The sequence below is a fragment of the Rothia nasimurium genome (assembly GCF_004569295.1).
Classification (GTDB): domain Bacteria; phylum Actinomycetota; class Actinomycetes; order Actinomycetales; family Micrococcaceae; genus Rothia; species Rothia nasimurium_B.
In genome coordinates, this window is record NZ_SPQC01000044.1 from 1 (window position 1) to 22,711 (window position 22,711).

Sequence of the window (22,711 nt, forward strand, 5' to 3'; positions counted from 1 at the left end):
CCCCAGAACCTGCTCCCGACCCCACCACTGACGGTGTCACCAATGCAGCGGGCACCGTCACCTGGGGTATCAAGGATTCCTTCCTCAACTACCTGATCGCCCAGAACGCCGTTACTCCCGGTGAGAGCACCAGTCTTGAAGGTAACAACTTCGTCTTTGCCGGTGCCACCGCCCAGAAGACCGAGACCGGCTACTCCATCACCGTGCCGGGCAGTTTCTCTCTGGTCGCCCACGGCGGGGTACTGAATATCAATCTGCACAGCTTCCGCGTTGTTACCGATGGTGCAAACGGCTACATCTACTCCACCGGCACCTCGGCCAACACCGGCGAAATTACCGATCAGCCCATCGCCAGCTTCGATGCGAGCGCCCTGACCACCGATGCCGAGGGTAATCTGCTCCTGAGCGGTGTGACGACCTATGCCACCGGGCATGCGTCGACCATTTTTGGGTCCCGCTACGCTGAGGGTCTGGAGTTTGACCCCCTCTACCTGCGCGTGGCTGCGCCAATCGTTGAGGACGCTCTCACCCCGGCTCCTGCCCCGAGTGAGTCCCCTGCGCCGAGCCCGTCCGCGGAGCCGACCGTGGCCCCCTCGACCCAGCCCACCGTAGAAGCTACGGCCCAGCCCTCTACTAACCCTGCTGACCCGGCACCCCAGTGTGTGCCGGTGACCGTGACCGAAACCGTGCCCGGCGCAACCACTACTCAAGCTGATGGCACCATCTCAGCGGCAACCTTTAGCTGGGGTGTGCGTTCCTCCTTCCGCAACTACATCGGCGGCGGTATCGCCCAGGGCGGTTGGGAGCTTACTGACACTACCTACTCCAGCAGCACCTTTAACTGGGCAAACGGTAGCGGCACCTACTCCAACGGAAAGGGCAGCATCTCCTTTACCGGCTCGGTGCGCTTCACCGGCCACAAGGGAACCCTCAACACCCTGATGAGCAACCCCCGCCTTGAGGTGAACGGTTCTACCGGCACCCTCTACCTGTCAGTCACCTCAAACGACATGAACGGCAATGCAACTAACTACGGCGAGGTTGCTTTTGCCACGGTCAATACCTCCTCCCTCGCCCTCAACGGCTCAACCATCTCCCTCTCGGGCGCTTCAGCTACCCTGACCGAGGCCGGGGCTGCTGCCTTCGCTGGCTTCTACAAGGCGGGCGAAGCCCTTGACCCCATCAGCTTCACCGGCACCCTGGGTTCAAAGACCGTCACCGGTGCTTCTCAGACCATTGAGAAGACCCAGTATGTCTCTCAGAATGGCGCTAACTGCGATGCCCTGAACGCTGAAGCAGAGCGGAAGGCTGAGGCTGCCCGCGTTGCTGCCCAGAGCGGCAAGCTGGCGAACACCGGTGCTTCGGTGGGCGCCTTGGTTGCCCTGGGTGCCGTCCTGCTGGCTGCCGGTGCTGTGGTGGTAGCCCGCCGCCGCGCGTCCTAATTCTCACCCGTTTCACGGTGGGGGCCGGGCTGTAACCGGCTCCCACCCTCTTGTTTCTCTCGGAGGTTCTGGTGCCCACACACTCCTTTTCTTCTCTGCCCCTGCGCCGGGGTTTTTCTGTTCTGAGTGCTGCCCTGGTTCTGGCGGTGACGGCCTGTACCGGGTCGACGGAGAGCGGTGCGGACGCCGCCGCTACAGGCCCGCAGGCGGGGGCAGCTTCTACGTCGGTTGAAGGCGGGGCCCAGTCATCGGCAACAGCCGGGGGTATTGAGGCTCCCGCCAGTGAAGAGGTGCACCGCACCGCCCTACAGCAGGCCGAGGACTACCTCAAAGCCAACGCTGTAGAGAACCCCAAGAGCCTGACAGGTCTAGCCACGGCGGCGTCCGTGCCCGACGTGCTGCCGATTGAGAACCCGCAGGCCCCGCAGCTGCCGGTAACCGTCACCGACTTTCAGGGTACCGAGGTGACCGTGACCAGTGCCGACCGTATTCTGGCCCTGGATATGTATGGTACCCTGGCCCAGACCGTCGTCGCTTTGGGACTGGGTGACAACCTGGTAGGTCGGGTCACGTCTTCGACCGAAACGACCCTGGCAGACCTGCCCCTAGTGACCCAGAACGGCCACGATATTTCGGCTGAGGCGGTTCTTTCCCTCGCCCCGACCGTGGTGCTCATGGACATCACCAACGGCCCCCTCGAAATTACCGAGCAGCTGCGCTCCGCCGGAGTGACCGTGGTGCATTTTGACCCCTCGCGTTCCTTGAGTCAGGTAGTGCCGCAGATTGAGGCGGTTGCGCAGGCTCTGGGAGTTCCGGACGCTGGCACCCAGCTGGGTGCTCGGGTGCAGGCTGAGATTGATTCGGCGCTAGCTACCATCGCTGAGGTTGCCCCGCAGGATTCGGCGCAGAAGGTGGGCATGGCCTTCCTCTACGTTCGGGGTACTGCCGGTGTCTTCTTTATCCTGGGTGACGGTTCGGGGGCCGATGAGCTGATTACTGCCCTGGGCGGTCGCGATGTGGCGAGTGAAGGCGGGGCTTCGGGTACCGTGCCCGCTAACGCCGAAGCGCTCTCGCGGGCTAACCCCGACCTGATCCTCACCATGACCGGCGGGGTAGAGTCCACCGGCGGTATCGAGGCCTTCTTCGCCCGCCCCGGGGTAGCTGAAACGACCGCCGGTGCCAACCAGCGCGTGGTCGATATGGCAGACGGCCAGGTTCTCTCGTTCGGTCCCAACAGTGCGGCGGTACTGCTGTCGTTGGCCACCGCTATCTACACCCAGCAGTAGGTTCTTGTGCAGGTACGTTCTTCTACCCTCACGGCGGTCTTTACCGCCCTGCCTCTCCTGCTGCTCGGTACGGTACTCATATCAGCCAGCCTGGGCCAGTTCGAGATTCCCCTACCCCAGGTTGCCGGGGGTATTCTGCGCAATCTGGGGCTGGCGTCCGCCGACCCTGCCATGCAGCTGGCAGACGCCACCCTCTGGAATATCCGCCTACCCCGCATTCTGCTGGGGCTGCTGGTGGGTGCCGCCTTGGGGGCGTCCGGCGCCCTGATGCAGGCGGTCTTCGGCAACCCACTGGCCGAACCGGGCGTCATCGGCATTTCAGCCGGGGCTGCGGTGGGGGCCTGCGGGGCTATTGTGCTGGGGCTGAATGCCCTGGGCATGTTCACGGTGCCTCTCTGCGCTTTCGCCTGTGCACTAGCCACCACCGCCCTCGTCTATCTCTTCTCCCGCTCCGGCGGGCGGGCGGAGGTGCTGTCGATGATTCTGACCGGCATTGCCGTAACCGCCGTAGCTAACGCCCTGATTGCCCTGATGGTCTTTATCGCCGACGACGCCAGCCGCGACCAGATTATCTTCTGGCAGATGGGCTCCCTGAACGGGGCGACCTGGGCGGCGGTAGCCACCAGTGCCCCGATTGTGGGTGTCGGTATTATCGGCAGCTTTCTCCTGGCCCGGCAGCTCAACCTGCTCGCCCTGGGTGAGCGGGCTGCCGCCCACTCGGGTGTTCATGTAGAGCGTCTGCGCCTGGCAGCCATCGTCTGCACCGCCCTGCTCACCGGGGCCGCGGTCGCCTACGCGGGCATTATCGCTTTTGTGGGTCTGATTGTGCCGCACCTGCTCCGCATGGTGGTGGGGCCCTCCAACCGGGTACTACTACCGGCCTCGGCCCTGGGCGGTGCCCTGCTCATTGCAGCCTCCGACCTCGCCGCCCGCACCCTGATGAGCTTCGCCGACCTGCCCATCGGCATCTTCACGGCCCTGGTGGGCGGCCCCACCTTCTTTGTTCTGCTCCGCCGAACCCTGACCAAGGGGGCCCTGTGACCGCACCTTTACTCGTCGCCGATTCGGTCAACTACCGGGTGAACGGGCGGCAGATTCTGCACAACGTCTCGCTTGAGGTTGCCCCCGGTGAGGTCCTAGCTCTTATCGGCCCCAACGGGGCGGGTAAATCGACCCTGCTATCCCTGCTGGCAGGGGATGTCATCCCTAGCTCGGGGCAGGTTACCCTGGGCGGATGCCCGCTGGCAGACTACCGGCCGGTAGAGCTGGCCCGCACCCGGGCTATGTTGCTGCAGCACATCTCGGTAGCCTTCTCCTACACCGTGCAGCAGGTGGTCCAGATGGGCCGGGCCCCCTGGCGGGGCACCGAGCAGGCCCAGCAGGATCACGAGATTGTCGCCGCTGCCCTTGCCGACACCGATACCGGGCACCTGGCGGGCAGGGACGTCCGCACTCTCTCGGGCGGCGAAGCCGGCCGCACCCACCTGGCCCGGGTCTTTGCCCAGCGCACTCCCCTGCTCCTGCTCGACGAGCCCACCGCCGCCCTCGATATTCTGCACCAGGAGCAGACCCTCACCCGCGCCCGCGCCTACGCCCGGCAGGGGGCGGCTGTGGTGGTGGTTCTTCACGACCTCGATGTTGCGGCCTCTTATTCTGACCGGCTGGTGCTTCTTGCCCAGGGGCAGGTGGTGGCGCGAGGACGCCCGCAACAGGTCTGCACCGCCGAGCGGCTCAGTGCAGTCTACGGCCACCCCATTGAGGTGCTCACCCACCCGGTGACCGGGCGCCTGCTGGTGCTTCCGGCCCGTGACTGAGGCCGTTTTCATCCTTGAGACGGACGTGCGCCCTCAGCTTCTCCCACTAGACTAGGTACTACCTTCACCCGCCTGATGCCCAAGGAGCCCCTATGTCTCACACCGCGCCTGCCCACCGCGTGAATGTGAGTACCCCTCCATACAGCGTCCTCGAAGCCGGTGGGCTCACCAGCGAGCAGGTCGCTGAACGCACCTCTGCCGGGTTAGTGAATACGCAAAACAATGCGACCTCCCGCTCTACCGCGACCATTATCCGCACCCATCTATTCACCATGTTTAACCTGGTGCTGGGGCTCTGCGGGCTGGCCGTGATCCTGGTGGGTTCCTGGCTCGATACCCTTTTCCTTTTGGCTGCTATTGCCAACGTGGTCATCGGCTTCACCCAGGAGTTCTCGGCTAAGCGCCAGCTGGACCGCATTGCCCTGCTACGCCGCGACCCCGCTACTGCCCTGCGCGATGGCAAACTGGTGCCGGTTGCCCTCGATGAGCTGGTTCTTGACGACGTTGTGCTACTCAAGCGCGGGGACCAGGTCCCTGCCGACGCTGTGGTGCTCACCAGCGACGGACTAGATCTTGATGAATCCCTGCTCACCGGCGAAAACGACCCCGTCGGTAAGGTACCGGGGGACGGCGTCCTGTCGGCTTCATCCGTGATTGGTGGGTCGGGCAAGGTGCGGCTGACGGCGGTGGGGGCTACCTCCCGCGCCGCGAAAATTACGGCCGAAGCCCGCCAGTTCACCACCATCCATTCGGAGCTCCGGGCGGGTATGGAACGGGTGGTCACCTGGATTACCTGGGCCCTGGTTCCCATCATCGCGATTGTGCTGAACGGGCAGATGCAGGCCGCTGGCGGCTGGCAGCTGGCCCTTGATTCCGGTGCCTGGCGTGATGCCCTGATTACCTCTGTCTCGTCGGTGGCCTCCATGATTCCCCAGGGCCTGGCCCTGATGACCACGATTTCCTTTGCCGTGGCGTCGGTTAAGCTGGCCCGCACCGAGGTGCTGATTCAGGAGCAGCCCGCCGTTGAGGTGCTGGCCCGCGTCGATACCGTCTGCTTCGATAAGACCGGCACCCTGACCGAGGGCGGGGTGCGCTTTGATTCGGTTCGCTCCCTGACCGGGCAGGTGCTCTGGGCAGAGACCGGGCATCAGGACGCCACCGCCGCTTCCCGGGTTAAGGACGGCTGGGCTGCCGCCCTGGGTTGGCTGGGAGCCGACCGGAACGCCAACCCCACCGCGGCTGCCCTGAAAGAGCCCTTTGCTGAGGCAGCGGACGCCGCAGCCCCTGCCGGTGCTAGCACCCCGGCTGCCACCGGCGTCCTGCCCTTCTCATCTGCCCTGCGCTTTAGCGGCGTTGAGTTCACGGGCACCGGTGCCTGGCTACTCGGTGCCCCCGAGGCGCTTTTGCCCGAGGGCTCTGCTACCCGTGACCTGGCCGGTGAGCTGGCCGAGAGCGGGCTGCGTGTGCTGGTGCTGGCCCATGCCCCCGCCCTTCTGCGCGAGCCTTCCGGCAAGGTAGCCACCCGGGTTCCTGCCGGTCTTGAGCCCCAGGTGCTCGTGATTTTCCGCGAGCAGGTACGCTCCGAGGCTCCGGAAACCCTGGCCTACTTCAGGAGCCAGGGTATCGACCTGAAGGTCTTCTCTGGCGACACCCCCCGCACGGTAGCTGCAGCAGCGGCAGCTGCCGGTATGGACGTCTCAGCCGGTGCGGTCGACGCCTCGACCCTGCCCGAATCTGGCCCTGAGCTGGTAGAAGCTGCCCGAACCCACGCCGTCTTTGGCCGGGTCTCCCCCGAACAGAAGAAGAACATGGTGCTGGGTCTGCGCGAGGCCGGGCATGTGGTAGCGATGACCGGTGACGGCATCAACGACGCCCTGGCCCTCAAGTACGCCGACCTGGGTATCGCCATGGGCAACGCAGCGCCCGCCACCAAGGCGGTATCGCGCCTGGTGCTTCTCGACGGACGTTTTGACCGCCTACCCGGTGTGCTCGCCGAGGGGCGCAAAATTATCGCCAATATCGAGCGGGTCACCAACCTCTTCCTTACCAAGACTGCCTTCGCTATCCTGCTGGGTCTCACCCTGGGTGTGCTCTGCTGGCAGTTCCCCTTCCTGCCGCGTCAGTACTCCACCGCCGACCTGCTCATTGTGGGTGGCCCCGCTTTCTTCCTGACCATGCTGCCCAATACCCGCCGCTACGTCAGCGGCTTCTTGGGCAGGGCTCTGCACTATGCCCTACCGGCAGCCGTCATCATCACGGCGGTACTGGTCTTCGTCAACGGCTACGGGCGCAGTCTCGCCGGGGTAGCTACAGCAGAAATTCAGACCGCCACCTTCATCGCCCTTGTACTCATGGGCATCTACAACATCACCACCGTAGTGCGGCCCGTGCGCGGCGTCCGCCTGGCTATCGTGGCGGCCATGTACGCCGGTCTTGCCCTGGTACTCCTACTTCCGCCTTCGCTCTGGTACCACCAGTTCACCATTCCCACCGGGGCATACTTACTAGCCACTCTAGGCTCAGCTGCCCTGGGCTGCCTGGCTATCGAAGTCAACCTGCGCCTGCAGACCGCCTGGCTGCGAGCCAAACACCCCCAGGTACTTGCACAGGGCTAACCTCAGGGAGTACGCTTGACCACGAACGGGGTTCACACCCCACACTCTATGTAGTCAATCATCAGGATTGTTACTGGTTCAGCAGGCAAGACCTGAGTTGCTATCAGCTCATACGGCACCGGTGCACCCGCGCCCACGCCGCTTCCATGAGCACCCGTCTACCCGCATCAGGGCACACGGTTCGATAGGCAACTCGGGTCTTTTTCCTCTTAAGAACCGGCTAGCAGTCCGCACACACCAGTAAGGTTCCACCCGTGAATAACTCACAGATGGGCGAAAAGATTCTCGAAGGCCTGGGCGGCCCCGAGAACATCTCGCACTTTACCCACTGCGCCACCCGCCTGCGCGTGACCCCCAAGTCCAACAGCACTATCGACCGCACCAAGATCGAAAACATCCCCGGCGTGCTCTCCATCATCGAGCAGTCCGGCCAGACCCAGGTCGTCCTCGGCGACAAGGTCGAATCGGTCTACAACGAAATGGTCAAGCTGCCCGGCATGAGCTCCGTCGGCGAAAGCTCCTCCAAGGGCGCAGTAGCCACCGACGAGAAGAAGGCCGGCGCCCTGACCCGCGTCTTCGACGTGCTCTCAGACTCCTTCCGCCCCATCCTCTGGGCACTGTTGGGCACCTCCATGATCCTGACCCTAATCGTCTTCCTGCAGCAGCTGGGCTACTTCGGTCAGTACACCGACCTCACCGGCCAGGTCGTTAACATCGACATCGTCAACGGCCCCCGTCTGGCCGACGCCGATGCTGCAGCCGCCATGCTCAACGAGTGGCGCGCAGCCTTCCCCTTCTGGTTCATCATGCTGGCAGCCTCCCTGTCAGTCCTGCAGTTCATGCCCATCATGCTGGGTGCAACCGCAGCTAAGCGCCTGGGCGCTAACATGTGGGTCGGTGCGGCTATCCCCGCAGCCCTCATGACCGGCACCTTCCAGGGCTTTGCAGACATCGCGGTGGACGGTGTCGTCCGCGTCCCCTTCCTGGGTCTTGACCTGCCCCTGTACGTCATGAACTACACCGGCCAGATCTTCCCGCCCCTCTTCGCAGCAGCCCTGCTGGCTCCCCTGGAGCGCTTCCTGAAGAAGGTCATCCCCACCATGCTGCACATGGTCTTCGTGCCCATGCTCTCCGTCATGATCCTGATGCCCCTGACCGCCTTCCTCATCGGCCCCATCGGCATCAAGTTCGCTCTGGCTATCTCTGACTTCATCGGCGGCGTCAACGAAATCGCCCCCTGGCTGGTCGGTGGCCTCATCGCCGGTCTCTACCTCTTCATGGTTCCCCTGGGTCTGCACTGGCCCCTGAACGCCGTCATGATTAACAACCTGCAGACCGACGGTGTGGACTTCATCCAGTCCCCCATGGGCGCCTACAACTTCGCTGTCTTCGGCGTTGTCACCGGTGTCGCTATCGTGGCTCGCCGCAACAAGGAACTGCGCCAGACCGCTGTCGGTGCGGCCGCCTCGGGTCTACTCGGTGGTATCTCCGAGCCCTCCCTCTACGGCATCGTCCTGCGCTACAAGCGCGTCTTCCCCCTGATTCTGGTCCCCGCCATTATCGGTGGTGCCACCATCTCAGCCCTGGGTGTTAAGTCCTACGCCTTCGCCTTCACCTCGCTGATTTCTATCCCCGCAATGCAGCCCTGGTACCTCTACATGATCGGTCTGGCTATCGCCTTCTTCGGCGCTATGGCAGGTGTACTAATCTTCGGCTACGAGTCCAAGGGCCAGAAGACTGAAGCTGCCGCCAAGGCCGCAGCCGTTGCAGAAACCGGCATCGGCGAGTCCGCTGCCGAGGCAGCTACCCCCGCAGCCACCGAGGTTCGCAACGAAGCGGACGCCACCACCACCTCAGCTACCCCCTGGGCCGCTGAAGAGGCAGCAGCACCCGCAGCAGGCACCGTCCTGACCATGGCATCTCCCCTCGAAGGCCAGGCAGTTCCCCTGTCTGAGACCCCCGACCCCATCTTTGCCGCCGAAAAGCTCGGCAAGGGTGCAGCCATCGTCCCCACCGGCAACACCGTGGTAGCCCCCGCCGCCGGTAAGGTTTCCGTCACCATGCCCTCCGGCCACGCCGTAGGCCTGAAGCTCGACAACGGTGTAGAACTGCTCATTCACGTGGGTATCGACACCGTCAACCTGAACGGCGAAGGCTTCGACGTGAAGGTTGAAAAGGGCCAGCGCGTCAATCCCGGCGACATCTTGCTGACCTTCGACCCCGAGATCATCAAGAACGCCGGCTACTCCCTGGTAACCCCCGTTCTGGTCACCAACACCAACCGCTTCGCTGAAGTTGAGGGCGCTACCGGCGCCGTCCAGCCCGGCTCTGAGCTGCTGAAGGTTACCACCAAGTAATCCCGCCGCAGCCCCGGTGTACCGCCCCGTATCGTCCTTCCGGACGGTGCGGGGCGGCTTTCTATGCCTTTAAGCAAATCTCATAGTTACCGCCCGGTAATAAGCGCAGTTCAAAGGGTTTTAGAATGACTGTATGTTTACCCTGAAATTCTTTTATGACCTGACTCTTGATGAACTCAACGAGATTTACCTGCTGCGCGGGCTGGTCTTTGTGGTGGGCCAGAAGATTACCGAAGAGAACGAGATTGACCGGGCAGACCGGCAGGCCCTGCACTTCTTCCACGCCAATAAGCGCGGTGAGGTGCTGGCCTATCTGCGGCTTTTTGATCTGGCTACCTTCTCTGACGAATCCCACCCGGCAGAGCCCGGCGCCTGGACACTGGGGCGGGTGGCAGTACACCCGGACGCCCGCGGCACCGGCCTGGGGCGCCGCCTGCTCAATGAGGCACTGACCTGGATTGAAGAAAACACTGAGGCCGAACGCATCTCTATTAGCGCACAGGCCTACCTAGCAGATAGCTACTACGGGGCGGCAGGCTTTGAGGTTGTGGGGGACCCCTACCTGGAAGCGGGTATCGAGCACGTGCACATGGTGCGCCCCATCGAGCGATAGCAGAAGAAGAAAAGCTGCGCCAAATTCATGAGTTAAAAAGACGCTGTAACGTATTTTTTACATTTTTTTGAAGAGTTTTACATATAAACAGGGGTTTTTGTGGCGCAGCTCCCCAAAAGTGACCTAGTATATACATTACACATCGTGTGATTCACCACACCCAAGGGTTGGGAAAGCTTGCGCCGCCCCGCACACACAGGGTGAAGATCGCGGACCACAACATACATTTCCCCTTTTCAGCAAGGAGACACTAATGCGCAAGACCCGCATTTCCTCAGCTCTCGGCCTCTCAGCTGTAGCTGCTCTGGCTCTCTCAGCCTGCGCCAGCTCCGACACCGGCGCCTCCAGCACCTCAGGCTCCGACGCGGCTGCATCAGACAAGTCAGTTTCAATTGCTATCACCAACGTTTTCTCCTCACTGAACGTAGGCACCGCTGAAGGTAACTCAGACACCAACGGCATCATCGCTCAGATGACCAACCGTGGCTTCTACACCATCACCAACACCTTCGACATCCACCACAACGAGTGGTTCGGCACCTACTCCATGACTGAAGAGGGTGAAGGCATCAAGGTTGACTACAAGGTCAACGACGACCAGAAGTGGTCAGATGGCGACGACATCGACAAGGGCGACCTGCTCCTGGCATGGGCTACCCAGTCCGGCCATTTCGACAGCGAAGATGGCGAACTCACCTACTTCGACTTCGCAGGTGAAACCGCTGGCCTCGGCGGCGCAGAGGTCCCCGTTGTGAGCGAAGACGGCCGCTCCATCTCCTTCACCTACCCCAAGGCTTTCGCTAACTGGGAAATCGCTTACGATATCGATAAGCCCGCCCACGTTGTTGCTGAGCTGGCTGGCATGACCGAAGATGAGCTCATCGAGACCATCGAGACCGCAACCCCCGGTGAAGAGAACGAGAACCTGCGCAAGATTGCAGATGCTTGGAACACCGGCTACAACACCACCACCTTCCCCTCCAACGAAGCTCTGACCGTGGGCAACGGCCCCTACCTGGTCACCGCCGTTGAAGAGAACCAGTCAGTTACCCTGACCGCTAACCCCAACTACCAGGGTGACAAGAAGCCCGCTATCGGTGAGGTTGTGCTCAAGGTTCAGGGCGACGTTGCCACCCAGATTCAGGCTCTGCAGAACGGCGAAGTCAACGCTGTTGCCCCCCAGGCCTCCATCGACACCGTCTCCCAGCTTGAAGCTCTGAGCGGCGTTGTCACCGAAACTCAGCCCGACCAGGCTTACGACCACCTCGACCTGAACGTCAAGGAAGGCTCACCCTTCGCTGACGAGAACATCCGCAAGGCCTTCCTGCTGACCGTTCCCCGCCAGGACATCGTTGACAAGCTGATCAAGCCCATGGACGCTAACGCTGAGGTTCTGAACTCCCAGCTCTACGTAGCCTCCGACGCTGAGAACTACGCCAAGACCGTTGAGTCCAACAACTCCTCTGAGTACCCCTCAGACGACATGGACGCCAACATCGCCAAGGCTAAGGAACTGCTAGGCGGCCAGACTCCCACCATCCGCATCCTCTACAACAACAAGAATTCCAACCGCATCAACTCCTTCCAGATGATTAAGGAATCCGCTGAGAAGGCAGGCTTCGTAGTTGTTGACGCCGGTAGCGAGCAGTGGTCATCCCTGCTGCCCGGTGGCGACTACGAGGCATCCATCTTCGGCTGGGTTTCCTCAGGTGTAGGTAACTCCTCACTGGGCCAGATCTTCAAGACCGGTTCATCCTCCAACTTCACCGGCTACTCCAACGCAACCGTTGACGCAGCAGCCGATGAAATCATGACCACCACCGACACCGCCCGCATCGAAGAACTGAAGATGCAGGCAGACGGCGAAATCTTCAAGGACGGCTACGGCCTGCCCCTCTTCCAGTCCATCGCTGTTTCCGCCTACAGCGACACCATCACCGGTGTAGAGCCCAAGCCCGGTCAGCGGCCCCTGACCTGGAACATCGAAGAGTGGGACATCGCAGAGTAAGCACAGTTACGCTCTAGTCACGCTACAAATGGCAACTAACAATCTGTAACTGCCCTACCCATCAGGATTCATCATGCTCATGTACTCCGTGAGGCGCCTGATCACCGCAGTGTTCATTCTCTTCGGTGCATCGTTCCTCATCTACAACCTCGTAGCTATCGCGGGTGACCCCCTCGAAGAGCTTCGAATATCGATATTGCCCAATAAGGAAGTTCTGATTGAACAGCGCATCGATGCCCTCGATCTCGATGTCCCTGCCCCCCTGCGCTACTTCAAGTGGCTCGGCGGTGTGCTCGGCTGCTTTGCAGGTAAGTGCGACTTTGGCCAGAACCTGGCAGGCACCCCCGTCACCCAGCTTCTCTCCAACGCTGTCTACCAGACCCTCACCCTGGTCGTAGCAGCCACCGTGCTCTCCATCCTGATTGGTGTCAGCCTGGGTATTATCTCAGCCCTACGCCAGTACTCAGGGCTGGACTACACCGTTACCTTCGCCAGCTTCCTCTTCTTCTCCCTGCCCTCCTTCTGGATCGCAGTTCTGCTCAAGGAATTCGTCGCCATCGGCTTCAACGACTTCCTCCGCAACCCGGTGGTCACCATACCCACGACCCTGCTCATATCGGTGCTGGCAGGCCTCTTCTGGTACTCCGCCTCCTTCGGCAAGCAGAAGACCCGCTATCTGATGGGCCTGCTGGGCTTCGTCATCACCGCGGGCGCTATCGTCTTCGTTTCCACCACCAAGTGGTTCCTCACCCCCTTCCTGGGTATCCCCTTCATGCTGCCCCTAGGCCTGGGCGCCGCCATCATTTTCACCATCCTGGTCTCCGGCCTGCGTAACCGCCGGGCCCTGGGTGCAGGTCTGACCATGGTCCTTGTGGGCCTGGCAGCCTACTTCCCCCTGCAGGACCTGCTCGATTTGGCCACCATACTCATGGTCATCCTGATTGCCCTAGCCTTCATGGCTCTGGGCTGGGTTGTTGGCCTGCTCTGGGGCGGCTACGACAAGGGCCAGGGTGCCCGCGTCGGTATGCTCACCGGCCTGGTTATGGCCCTGCTGATTATCGCCGACCGCTTCATGCAGGCCTGGCCCGCCTACATCAGCAACAGCCGCATCAAGGGCCGTCCTATCCCCACCGCCAACGCTTCTACCCCCAACCTGCAGGGTGACTTCTGGATTCTGAACACAGATACCCTCACCCACATCCTGCTCCCCACCATCGCCCTGACCCTGATTTCGCTGGCCTCCTACTCACGCTACTCACGTGCGTCCATGCTCGAAATCATGAACCAGGACTACATCCGCACCGCCCGCGCCAAGGGTGTTTCCGAACGCTCCGTCGTCATGAAGCACGCCTTCCGCAACGCCCTAATCCCCCTGGCCACCATCATCGCCATGGACATCGGCGGCATCATCGGCGGCGCAGCGATCACCGAACGTATCTTCGCCTTCAAGGGCATGGGTACCCTCTTCCTCGACTCGCTGGCTCACACCGACCCCAACCCCGTCATGGGCGTCTTCCTGCTTACCGGCATCCTGGCGCTCGTCTTCAACCTTGTGGCTGACCTCCTCTACTCAGCCCTCGACCCGCGCGTGAGGGTGAAAGCATAATGAGCACCAACGACAAGAACCTCAGCTCAGGGCCCGCCAAGGAGCCCACCACCGAGACCACCGCCCTGCGTTCCGTCGAAACCAACGTCGACATCCGCGCCCAGGAGTCCGTGGGTAAGACCCAGGGCCAGATTGTGCGCAAGCGCTTCCGCCAGAACACCGGCGCGGTCATCTCGCTGGCTATCCTGGTCGCCGTGCTCCTGCTGGCCCTTACCTCCATCGGCGTGGGCCCCATCCCCGGCTGGTGGAAGTACAACTACACCGAGATGAACCCCATCGTGAACGGTGCAGCCCCCAACGCCCAGCACTGGTTCGGCCAGGACGCCACCGGTCGTGACCTCTTCGCCATGACCATGCGCGGCGTGCAGAACACCTTCCTGGTGGTCATCCTGATTACCAGTATCGCCGGTTTCCTCGGTGTGCTCTTCGGTGGCCTGGCAGGCTACTACCGCGGCTGGATTGAAGCCGTTATCATGCGCTTTACCGACATGGTAATCATCATCCCCCTGATGCTACTGACCGCCGTGCTCGGTAAGCTGGCCGGTAGCTACTTCCACGGCATCTGGAATACCATCATGTTCGGTGTGGTCGTGGGCCTGCTCTTTTGGTCCTCCTTGGCCCGTCTGGTCCGCGCAGAGTTCCTCTCCCTGCGCGAACGCGAGTTCGTGGACGCCGCCCGCCTGGCAGGTGCCTCGGATCTACGCATCATCTTCAAGCACATCCTGCCCAACGCCATCGGCGTGGTCACCGTGAACGTGTCACTGATGATGAGCTCCGCAATTCTGACGGAAACCGCGCTCTCCTACCTGGGCTTCGGTATCAAGGCCCCCGACTGGTCACTGGGTTCACTGATTTCAGCTAACCAGTCAGCCTTCTCTACTCGCCCCTGGCTCTTCTGGTTCCCCGGCCTCTTCATTCTGGTGATTTCACTAGCCGTCAACTTCGTTGGCGACGGCCTGCGTGACGCCTTTGACCCCCGCCAGAAGAAGTTCAACCCCAAGAAGGCAACCAAGCGTACTGCCCACTCAGCCGAAAACGGCGTGGGTATCGACGGCTCAGCAACCACCCCCGCAGCAGCTACTGCCGCGGCAGGCACCGCCACGGTACACACCTCCCTTGCCTCCGAGGTAGAAACCCCGGCCAGCAGCCGAACCTCAGACTCCCTTGACCAGAACCTGGACGGCCCGGCAGGCTCACCCCAGAACAAGTAGCTCTCATCGCACGAGGCGGTGAGCGCACCAGTACTCACCGCCTCGTTGATAACCGAATAGAGAAGGCAGAACCTCCCAGACCACCGAAAGCTTAGAAGACTAAGCCAGCCACAGCGGCCAGAAGCAAAAGGACGAAAATAGCCAGCCCACAGGCATCCACCCGCGACTGCTGAAGGGGCTCAACCGCACCCAGGGCCTCGTCCTCCACCAGCTCCTGCCAGTAGCCGCGCAGCACCAGGGCAACCGCCCCAGCTGCCGAATTCGGAAGATCCGAAGCACGCACTGACCGCTCTGCACCGTAGGTGATAGCGGGCAAACGCTCAAGATTCTGACGATGGGCAGAAAGGGACGCCACCATACCGCTTGACGGCAAACCAAAGGCCTGAAAACGCTTGGTGGGAGTCACCAGGGTCAGATGGTACTTGGTTGAAATATCAATCAGGGCAGCGTAATTGACCCGGTGGGTTACAAAGGGGTTATAGATGGTGATGTCGTCGGCACCAGCAACCAGGCTGGAACGACCCAGCACGTACCAGACCGTATAGGCCATCCACAGCACGCCCCAGCCGCCGGTCAGTAGGGCCGAAAGGCCACCGCTAACAGCTAAGGCCACCAGCACGCTCGCTGCAACCAGCACAGCGCACCAGGTGTAAAAAGGGGCGGTCTTCACGCGAAAGGTAACCGGAGGGTTCTGCAAATACTGAGACTTCATAGTCTCTCGATTCTCTCAGATGAGACAGCTCCACCACACCAATCTTCTACAGAAACAACCAAGAGTTGGGAAAACCAGTGAATACACCAACCACTCAGCCAACCGGCGCCCAGCCGGTCCTCGAAGTCCGCGACCTCAGCGTTGACTTCGGCGTCGAACGTACCTGGGTTCCCGCCGCCATGAACCTCAACTACGAGGTGCATGCCGGTGAGGTCCTCGCTATTGTGGGTGAATCCGGCTCAGGTAAGTCCGTTTCGTCCATGGGCATGATCGGGCTGCTGCCCAAGAACGCCCGCGTCACCGGCTCCGTCAAACTCAACGGCCGCGAACTCATCGGCCTGACCAACACCGAGCTGCTCAGCGTGCGCGGTGAAGAAGTCGCCGTGATCTTCCAGGAACCCATGACCGCTATGAACCCGGTCATGACTGTGGGCGACCAGATCGTTGAAACCCTGCGCCTGCACAAGAACGTCTCACCGGCAGAGGCTAAAGAAGAAGCCATCAAGATGCTTGAGATGGTCGAAATGCCCGACCCCATCAAGGCCTTCAACTCCTACCCCCACCAGATGTCCGGTGGCCAGCGTCAGCGCGCCATGATCGCCCAGTCGCTCTCCACCAACCCCAAGCTGCTCATTGCAGATGAGCCCACCACGGCACTCGACGTGACCGTGCAGGCCGAAATTCTTGAGCTCATGCGCAACCTGCAGAAGAAGCTCAACTCAGCTATCATCCTGATTACCCACGACATGGGCGTGGTCGCCGACCTCGCCGACCGTGTTGCCGTCATGCGCCGCGGCCAGATCGTTGAGACCGGCGAAATTCACGAGGTCTTCAACAACCCCCAGCATGAGTACACCCAGGCTCTGCTCGGTGCCGTGCTCCACCTGGGTGGCGACGAAATCGACGTGAACGCCGCTATCGACGACGCCGCCGAAAACCAGCGTCCGGCCACCGCCCTGCTAGAGCAGGTAGCCCCCCAGCGCACCGGCGACGTCATCCTCTCCCTCAAGGACGTTGCCCTCGAGTACCCCAAGCAGGGGCGGGTTGGCCCCTTCCGCGCCGTCGCCGACGCCAACCTCGAAATCCGTGCCGGTGAGGTACTGGGTCTTGTGGGTGAATCGGGCTCCGGTAAGTCCACGATCGGCCGCGCAACCGTCGGTTTCCTGCAGGTTGCCGAAGGTGAGCTGAACGTCTGCGGCGTCGACATGCGCAAGCCCAGCCGCAAGGACCTGGCCGAGGTACGCAAGCACGTGGGTATGGTCTTCCAGGACCCCTCGTCCTCCCTCAACCCCCGCCTGCCCATCGGTGAATCCATCGGTGAGCCCATGATGCTGGCCGGCGTCGCTAAGGGCGCGGAGCTGCAGAAGCGTATCGAAGAGCTCCTCGACCGAGTAGAGCTCCCCCGCTCCTACCGCAACCGCTACCCGCATGAGCTCTCCGGCGGCCAGAAGCAGCGCGTCGGCATCGCCCGCGCCCTCTCCCTCAAGCCCAAGCTGCTCATCGCGGACGAACCCACCTCAGCACTCGACGTTTCGGTTCAGGCCCGCGTGCTGGAACTCTTCCGCGAGCTCCAGGAAGAAATGGGCTTCGCCTGCCTCTTCGTCACCCACGACCTGGCAGTCATCGACGCCCTGGCTGACCGTATCGCGGTGATGCGCCGCGGCGAAATCGTAGAGCAGGGGCCACGCGAGCAGATTCTGCGCCACCCCCGCGAGGTCTACACCCAGCGCCTGCTGGCCGCTGTGCCGCTGCCCGACCCGGACGCCCAGGCTGAGCGCCGCGACCTGCGCGCCAAGCTGCTGGACGAGACCGGACACGTCGTCAGCTAAAGACAGCTAAAAGGAGCTCCACCAGATTCTGGTGGAGCTCCTTTTGTGTACCCGGATACTAGCTAGTTCATCTTGTTGCGCCAGTCGGCGTCCTTGCCCGCGCGGGCGTCGCGCAGGGCCTGCAGGTTCTGCTTGATGAGGGCTTCGGGCTCGACGGGGCGGCCACCCGCTGAGTGGGGGGTGATGATGATGTTCTTGGCGTCCCACAGGGGGTCGCTGGCGGGCAGGGGCTCTTCAACTACGACGTCGATGGCGGCGCCGGCGATGCCGCCTGAGTTGAGGGCTTCAATCAGGTCTGCCTCGTTGACGGTGGGGCCTCGGCCCACGTTGATGACGTAGGCGCGCTGGGGCAACTTGGCCAGGCGAGCGGCGTCAAGGGAGTTCTTGGTTTCCTCGGAGTTGGGCAGAATCATGACCAGGATGTCGGTGGTTTCTAGGACCGAGTCGATGTCGTCGGTGGCGACCACGGGGAAGCCCACACGCTCACCGGCTGAGCGGGCGATACCGGTGACATCGGCGCCGAAGGCGTCGAAGAGGCGGGCGGTGGCCTGGCCGATAGAGCCAAAGCCCCAGATGGTGACCTTGGCGCCGAGCAGGGTGGTGACCTGGTCAGCGGGGTGGAGTTCCTGGGGGCCGCCTAATTCGGTGGCCCAGTTCTTCTGTGCCTGGTGCTCGGCCAGGGTGGGCAGGAAGCGTACAAAGTTCAGGGCCAGGGCCAGGGTGTGTTCGGCAACGGTCTTTGAGTGCAGTCCACTGCCGGAGGCGATGACGGCTTCGGGGCGGAAGCCCGCGGCCCGGGCCTGGTCGGGGCCTGCCAGCAGGGCCTGAACCAGCTCTACCTGCTGAAGGTGGGCTGCGGCGTCCTTAAGCTGGTCGTTGGTGTTCCCCCATGCCACCAGTACGTCGGCGTCGTGGTGTTCGGGGGCGATATTGACGGTGGGGTCGTAGCTGACCAGCTCGTCGCCGGCTTCAGCGCCCAGGGCGCTCTGGTCAAAGGTGATTGATGTGGGCAGAAGAATCTTCATGGTGTACTCCTTTGTTCCAAGTTTTAGGCGCGGGGGCACCCACTAGCCACTTTACCCCCGCAGGGCCCTGCCGCCTCTACCCGTGACGCAGCATGACGGACGGGCCGCGGCTAGTCCTCGCGCAGCAGGTGGCGGAAGATCTGCACGGCCTCGCGGATTACCTCATCGCGCTCAGTGCCCTCGGGCACACCGCGGGTATAGTCCAGGTAGCGGAGCAGGGCCGAAGTGATACAGAGGGCTGCACGCAGGCGGGGTTCTGAGGTCTCTTCCACGGCTTCACCATCGGACAGGTAGGGCCAGGGGCCGCGGCGTCCGCTCGTGCTGAACTCCACCCAGTTGACGGTGCGCAGCAGGTCAGCCAGGGTCTTTTCACACTCGATATGGTGGGTTTTCAAGCGGTAGCGCAGCTCCGGGTACTCCCGCACCAGGGGGCGCACCTGCGGGTAGGTGGGGCTGTCGACCGATGCGACCATAATGTCGAGCATCAGCTGGGCGACGCGCTCAAAGATGTAGAGGTCCTGGCGGGCAGCATCGCGCTGCAGGATGTCATCGGTGATGACGGGGGCGCGCAGGCCCAGCACAGCATCCTCTTTACTGGCGAAATAGTTGAAGAGGGTACGGGGGCTGACGCCGGCGGCTTCAGCGATTTCGTCGGTAGTGGTGGCTTTGAGGCCCTTCTCAAGCACAAGCTTGAGCGCGGCCTCGTGAATCGCGGTGTGGGTTCGCTCGCGGCGCTGCTGGCGCACGGACTTCTCGGTTTTCTTCACACCACCAGTCTATTGCAGAGGTGCAGGTCGCGGGGCCTAGTGGAAGTTCCCCTACAGGGTAGAAGAAGGTCACGCCCTAAATCATCTGTTTATGTGAGAAACCCGGTTCGCCCAGGGCAAGACCCCGCTAGACTGAAAAATGTGAACTTCAGCCTGCCTTTTCTTAACATCCCTAACCTGCCGGACTGGCTCTCGGTAACCCTGGTCGTTATCGATATCTTCATCCGCATCACCGTCATTTTCTGGTTGCCCTACAACCGCAAACCCGTGGTTGCGTTGGGCTGGCTGATGGCGATTTTCTTTATTCCCTTCGTGGGCCTGTTTGCTTTCTTGATTTTTGGTTCCAACCTGGTGCCCCGGCACCGCCGCAGCCGCCAGCGCAGCATGAACCAGATTATTAAGGACTCCATCGAAGGGGACGACGCCGTGCTCGGCACCCCGGAGCTCTCTGAGCCTGCGCGGGTGGCAGCTAACCTCAACTACAGGCTCGGCGCCCTACCCCTGATTGGCGGCAACGACTTCGAGCTGCGCCACGACAACAATGCGGCCCTGCAGGAAATTGCCGAGAAAATCGACCAGGCTAAGAAGTACGTTCACTTCGAGTTCTACATCACCGCCCTCGACAGCACCACCGAGCCCCTCTGGGACGCCCTGGTGCGGGCCCACCAGCGCGGTGTAGCGGTCCACGTGCTCATCGACCATATCGGCTCCCGCAAGTACCCCCGCTGGAAGGAACTCCAGCGCAAGCTCAACGATGCAGGGGTACCCTGGCGACTCATGCTCCCCCTCAAGCCCTGGAAGGGCCAGTGGCAGCGGCCCGACCTGCGCAACCACCGCAAAATTGTGGTCATCGACGGCGAGCTGGCTTTCTCTGGCTCCCAAAATGCCATCGACAGCACCTACAACCTCAAGGGCAACATCAAAAAGGGCCTAGAGTGGAAGGACCTCTCCTTCTTCTGTACCGGCCCCATCGTGCACGAACTCAACGCAGTTTTCGTCTCCGACTGGTACGCCGAAACCAAGGAACTGCTGCTCGATGAGATCAACGCCGACATCGAAGCCAACGAAGAGGCAGGGCAGGAGGGCCAGCGTCCGCTCGCCCAAATCGTGCCTTCTGGCCCCGGTTTCGAAACCGAAAACAACCTGCGTCTGATCAACCACCTGATTTACAACGCGGAAGAACGCATCATCATCTGCTCCCCCTACTTCGTGCCCGAAGAAACCCTGCTGCAGGCTCTGACCAACATGGCGCTTTCGGGTATCGATGTGACCCTGATTGTCTGCGAGAAGGGTGACCAGTTCCTGCCGATTATGGGGCAGCGCTCCTACTACGAGCAGCTGCTCCGCTCGGGTGTGAAGATTCAGCAGTACCCCGGCCCCACCGTGTTGCACTCCAAGTTCATGATTGTGGACGACGAAATCACCTTCATCGGCTCCTCCAACATGGATCCCCGCTCCTTCGCCCTCAACTTTGAGGTCTCCACTTTTATCGTGGGCAAGGCTATGGTGCAGGAACTCGAAGGCGTAGCCCGGGACTACATCTCCCGCTGCAAGCGCCTGCGCTACGACGAATGGGGCAACCGCCCCAACCACCAGAAGGTTGCCGAAAACCTCTGCCGCCTGTGGAGCGCCCTGCTGTAACCGTCGGCACGGCTTAAAGAAGATAAGGACGGCGCCCCGCACTCCCCTGCCCGTTGGCAGGAAGGTGCGGGGCGGCGTCCTTACAGCTCTAAAAACTAGTGGCCTGCGGCCTCAGCCTTCTCGGCGTTCTCAAGCGCCAGCTTGAGGAAGTCACGGGCCGGGGTGTCAGCAGCGGACGACTTACCCGCGTAGGCACCGCGGTACTTGGCAGCCGGGTGGCGCTCGTCCACGTACTTGTTGCCCTCACCGAAGAGGCTCTCGCGCAGGGTGGAGCCCTCATAGGCGGTGCGGTAGCGGCCGCGCTTCTGCAGCTCGGGAACAACGAACTCAACGAAGTCCTCGAAGGAGCCGGGGGAAACGTGGTAGGCCAGGTTGATGCCGTCCAGGCCGCCCTCGTCAATCCACTTCTCCAGCTCATCGGCAACGGTCTGGGGGGGAACCCACCAGAACCGCACCCATGCCGCCGGCGGCGCAGTGCTCGGCGATGTCCTTGCGGGTCCACTCCTTCTCCTTATCCTGCAGGGTGAAGGGAGTCAGGAAGGACTGAATCGACTCGGTCTCAACGTACTTGAGGGCCTCATCCTCATCGAACTGGTCCAGGTCAAGACCGCTCCAGCCGCCGATGATACCCTGGGACGCCTCAACGTTCTGGTACTTGAGGTACTCGGCGTACTTGGCCTGAGCCTTCTCGTCGGTTTCGTCCACAACAACTGAGAGCATGGCCAGAATCTTCACGTCATCGCGCTTGCGTCCGGCCTTTTCAGCCTCGTTGCGAATGCGCTCGGTCAGCACCTTGGTCAGGTGGGGGCGCAGGGCGGTAATAAAGATAGCCTCGGCGTGCTGACCCGAGAAAGCCTGGCCGCGAGACGAAGCACCGGCCTGGAAAATCACGGGGGTGCGCTGGGGTGAGGGTTCAGTCAGGGCGATGCCGGGTACCTGGAAGTACTTGCCCTTGTGCAGGATGGGGTGCACCTTAGAAGGGTCAGCGAAGATGCCGTTTTCACGGTCGCGGGGCACAGAGCCGTCCTCCCAAGAGCCTTCCCAGAGCTTGTAGCAGACGTCGAGGAACTCTTCGGCAATCTCGTAACGCTCATCGTGGTCAATCTGACCGGGCAGGCCCTGGTTCTCAGCAGCAGACTGAAGGTAGGAAGTCACCACGTTGAAGCCCACGCGGCCACCGGTCAGGTGATCCAGGGTGGAGTAGGAGCGGGCCAGGGTGTAGGGCTGGTTGTAGGTCACGGCGGCGGTAACACCAAAGCCCAGGTGCTCGGTTACAGCGGCCATCGCAGAAATCTGCAGGAAGGGGTCACCCACAGGAACCTGGGCGCCGTCCTTCAGCACGGGAGCTACTGAATCCTTGTAGACATCGTAGACGCCCACCACGTCAGCGATAAAGACAGCGTCAAACAGACCCTTCTCGCAGACCTTAGCCAGGTCGGTCCAGTACTTAATGGTGTTGTACTCATCCGCCCGGTTACGGGGGTGACGCCACAGGCCAAAGCTCTGGTGGCTGGTGGTGGTCATATCGAAGGCGTTGACGACGATGCGCTTCTTCTCGGTCATGAACCGGGCCCTTTCACAGATGGTGCTTGGCCCTCCGCGCCCGTGCTGCCACCGGCGTCCTTACCCAAAGTAAAAGGCGCCGAGCCTTCGCGAAGGTGGCGCCTGAGTGCGCCGTACTTGCATTACTGCCTGATCCTCATCTGGGGCACCCCGCTACGGGAGAGGGTTGCCGCCCAACTAGCCAGAGCTTGACGTTGGGACTCTTGATCTTGAGATTTAGTG

At 62.0% G+C, this 22,711-nt stretch carries 15 protein-coding genes, 1 pseudogene and 1 riboswitch; of the genes and pseudogenes, 12 read left to right on the plus strand and 4 right to left on the minus strand.

Features of this window, described 5'->3' with window-relative positions; all coding sequences use genetic code 11:
- The 10 genes from E4U03_RS10370 to E4U03_RS10415 all read left to right on the plus strand — a co-directional run.
- A partial coding sequence (locus tag E4U03_RS10370) for an HtaA domain-containing protein (RefSeq protein WP_135013615.1) occupies positions 1 to 1,442 on the plus strand: 1,442 nt, incomplete at its 5' end.
- 71 nt (positions 1,443 to 1,513) lie between these two features.
- Complete coding sequence (locus E4U03_RS10375; RefSeq protein ID WP_245207720.1) at positions 1,514 to 2,728, plus strand: heme/hemin ABC transporter substrate-binding protein; 1,215 nt, start codon at positions 1,514 to 1,516, stop codon at positions 2,726 to 2,728.
- Positions 2,729 to 2,776: 48 nt separating this feature from the next.
- Complete coding sequence (locus E4U03_RS10380; protein WP_228066184.1) at positions 2,777 to 3,769, plus strand: FecCD family ABC transporter permease; 993 nt, start codon at positions 2,777 to 2,779, stop codon at positions 3,767 to 3,769.
- Complete coding sequence (locus E4U03_RS10385) at positions 3,766 to 4,542, plus strand: heme ABC transporter ATP-binding protein (RefSeq protein WP_135013619.1); 777 nt, start codon at positions 3,766 to 3,768, stop codon at positions 4,540 to 4,542. Before E4U03_RS10380 ends, E4U03_RS10385 begins: the two co-directional genes overlap by 4 nt.
- Before the next feature lie 92 nt (positions 4,543 to 4,634).
- Positions 4,635 to 7,157 carry an HAD-IC family P-type ATPase gene (locus E4U03_RS10390; RefSeq protein WP_135013621.1) on the plus strand — a complete coding sequence of 841 codons (2,523 nt, stop codon included), beginning with the start codon at positions 4,635 to 4,637 and terminating at the stop codon, positions 7,155 to 7,157.
- 254 nt (positions 7,158 to 7,411) lie between these two features.
- A complete protein-coding gene (locus E4U03_RS10395) occupies positions 7,412 to 9,514 on the plus strand; it encodes a glucose PTS transporter subunit IIA (RefSeq protein WP_135013623.1) in 2,103 nt (700 codons plus the stop codon).
- 133 nt (positions 9,515 to 9,647) lie between these two features.
- Positions 9,648 to 10,127, plus strand: a complete 480-nt coding sequence (locus tag E4U03_RS10400; protein ID WP_135013624.1) for a GNAT family N-acetyltransferase — start codon at positions 9,648 to 9,650, stop codon at positions 10,125 to 10,127.
- Positions 10,128 to 10,380: 253 nt separating this feature from the next.
- A complete protein-coding gene (locus E4U03_RS10405) occupies positions 10,381 to 12,135 on the plus strand; it encodes an ABC transporter family substrate-binding protein (RefSeq protein WP_135013626.1) in 1,755 nt (584 codons plus the stop codon).
- Positions 12,136 to 12,208: 73 nt separating this feature from the next.
- Complete coding sequence (locus tag E4U03_RS10410; protein ID WP_135013628.1) at positions 12,209 to 13,741, plus strand: ABC transporter permease; 1,533 nt, start codon at positions 12,209 to 12,211, stop codon at positions 13,739 to 13,741.
- A complete protein-coding gene (locus tag E4U03_RS10415; RefSeq protein WP_135013630.1) occupies positions 13,741 to 14,952 on the plus strand; it encodes an ABC transporter permease in 1,212 nt (403 codons plus the stop codon). Before E4U03_RS10410 ends, E4U03_RS10415 begins: the two co-directional genes overlap by 1 nt.
- 91 nt (positions 14,953 to 15,043) lie before the next feature.
- On the opposite strand, the gene E4U03_RS10420 is transcribed toward E4U03_RS10415, so the two are convergent.
- Positions 15,044 to 15,664 carry a hypothetical protein gene (locus E4U03_RS10420; RefSeq protein WP_135013632.1) on the minus strand — a complete coding sequence of 207 codons (621 nt, stop codon included), beginning with the start codon at positions 15,662 to 15,664 and terminating at the stop codon, positions 15,044 to 15,046.
- 77 nt (positions 15,665 to 15,741) lie between these two features.
- On the opposite strand from E4U03_RS10420, the gene E4U03_RS10425 reads away from it, so the two are divergent.
- Positions 15,742 to 17,493: an ABC transporter ATP-binding protein gene (locus E4U03_RS10425; protein ID WP_245207721.1), complete on the plus strand. Its 1,752-nt coding sequence runs from the start codon at positions 15,742 to 15,744 to the stop codon at positions 17,491 to 17,493.
- 62 nt (positions 17,494 to 17,555) lie between these two features.
- On the opposite strand, the gene E4U03_RS10430 is transcribed toward E4U03_RS10425, so the two are convergent.
- Together E4U03_RS10430 and E4U03_RS10435 are read right to left on the minus strand one after the other, a co-directional pair.
- Positions 17,556 to 18,518 carry an NAD(P)-dependent oxidoreductase gene (locus E4U03_RS10430; protein WP_135013634.1) on the minus strand — a complete coding sequence of 321 codons (963 nt, stop codon included), beginning with the start codon at positions 18,516 to 18,518 and terminating at the stop codon, positions 17,556 to 17,558.
- 110 nt (positions 18,519 to 18,628) lie between these two features.
- The gene (locus E4U03_RS10435; protein WP_135013636.1) at positions 18,629 to 19,285 is read right to left on the minus strand and encodes a TetR/AcrR family transcriptional regulator; all 657 of its coding nucleotides are present in this window, start codon (positions 19,283 to 19,285) and stop codon (positions 18,629 to 18,631) included.
- Positions 19,286 to 19,426: 141 nt separating this feature from the next.
- Here E4U03_RS10435 and cls point away from each other — a divergent pair, with 141 nt between their 5' ends.
- Entirely contained in the window at positions 19,427 to 20,926 is a 1,500-nt protein-coding gene (gene cls / locus E4U03_RS10440) for a cardiolipin synthase (protein ID WP_135013638.1), read from the plus strand.
- Positions 20,927 to 21,021: 95 nt separating this feature from the next.
- On the opposite strand, the pseudogene E4U03_RS10445 reads toward cls, so the two are convergent.
- Positions 21,022 to 22,489: pseudogene (locus E4U03_RS10445) on the minus strand (LLM class flavin-dependent oxidoreductase).
- 108 nt (positions 22,490 to 22,597) lie between these two features.
- Positions 22,598 to 22,698: riboswitch (SAM riboswitch) on the minus strand.
- Between the last annotated feature and the right edge of the window lie 13 nt (positions 22,699 to 22,711).

Coding starts and splice junctions, on each gene's coding strand:
- E4U03_RS10390 (WP_135013621.1), top strand. CDS start 4,635: ATGTCTCACACCGCGCCTGCCCACCGCGTGAATGTGAGTACCCCTCCA.
- E4U03_RS10400 (WP_135013624.1), top strand. CDS start 9,648: ATGTTTACCCTGAAATTCTTTTATGACCTGACTCTTGATGAACTCAAC.
- E4U03_RS10405 (WP_135013626.1), top strand. CDS start 10,381: ATGCGCAAGACCCGCATTTCCTCAGCTCTCGGCCTCTCAGCTGTAGCT.
- E4U03_RS10410 (WP_135013628.1), top strand. CDS start 12,209: ATGCTCATGTACTCCGTGAGGCGCCTGATCACCGCAGTGTTCATTCTC.
- E4U03_RS10415 (WP_135013630.1), top strand. CDS start 13,741: ATGAGCACCAACGACAAGAACCTCAGCTCAGGGCCCGCCAAGGAGCCC.
- E4U03_RS10420 (WP_135013632.1), bottom strand. CDS start 15,664: ATGAAGTCTCAGTATTTGCAGAACCCTCCGGTTACCTTTCGCGTGAAG.
- E4U03_RS10430 (WP_135013634.1), bottom strand. CDS start 18,518: ATGAAGATTCTTCTGCCCACATCAATCACCTTTGACCAGAGCGCCCTG.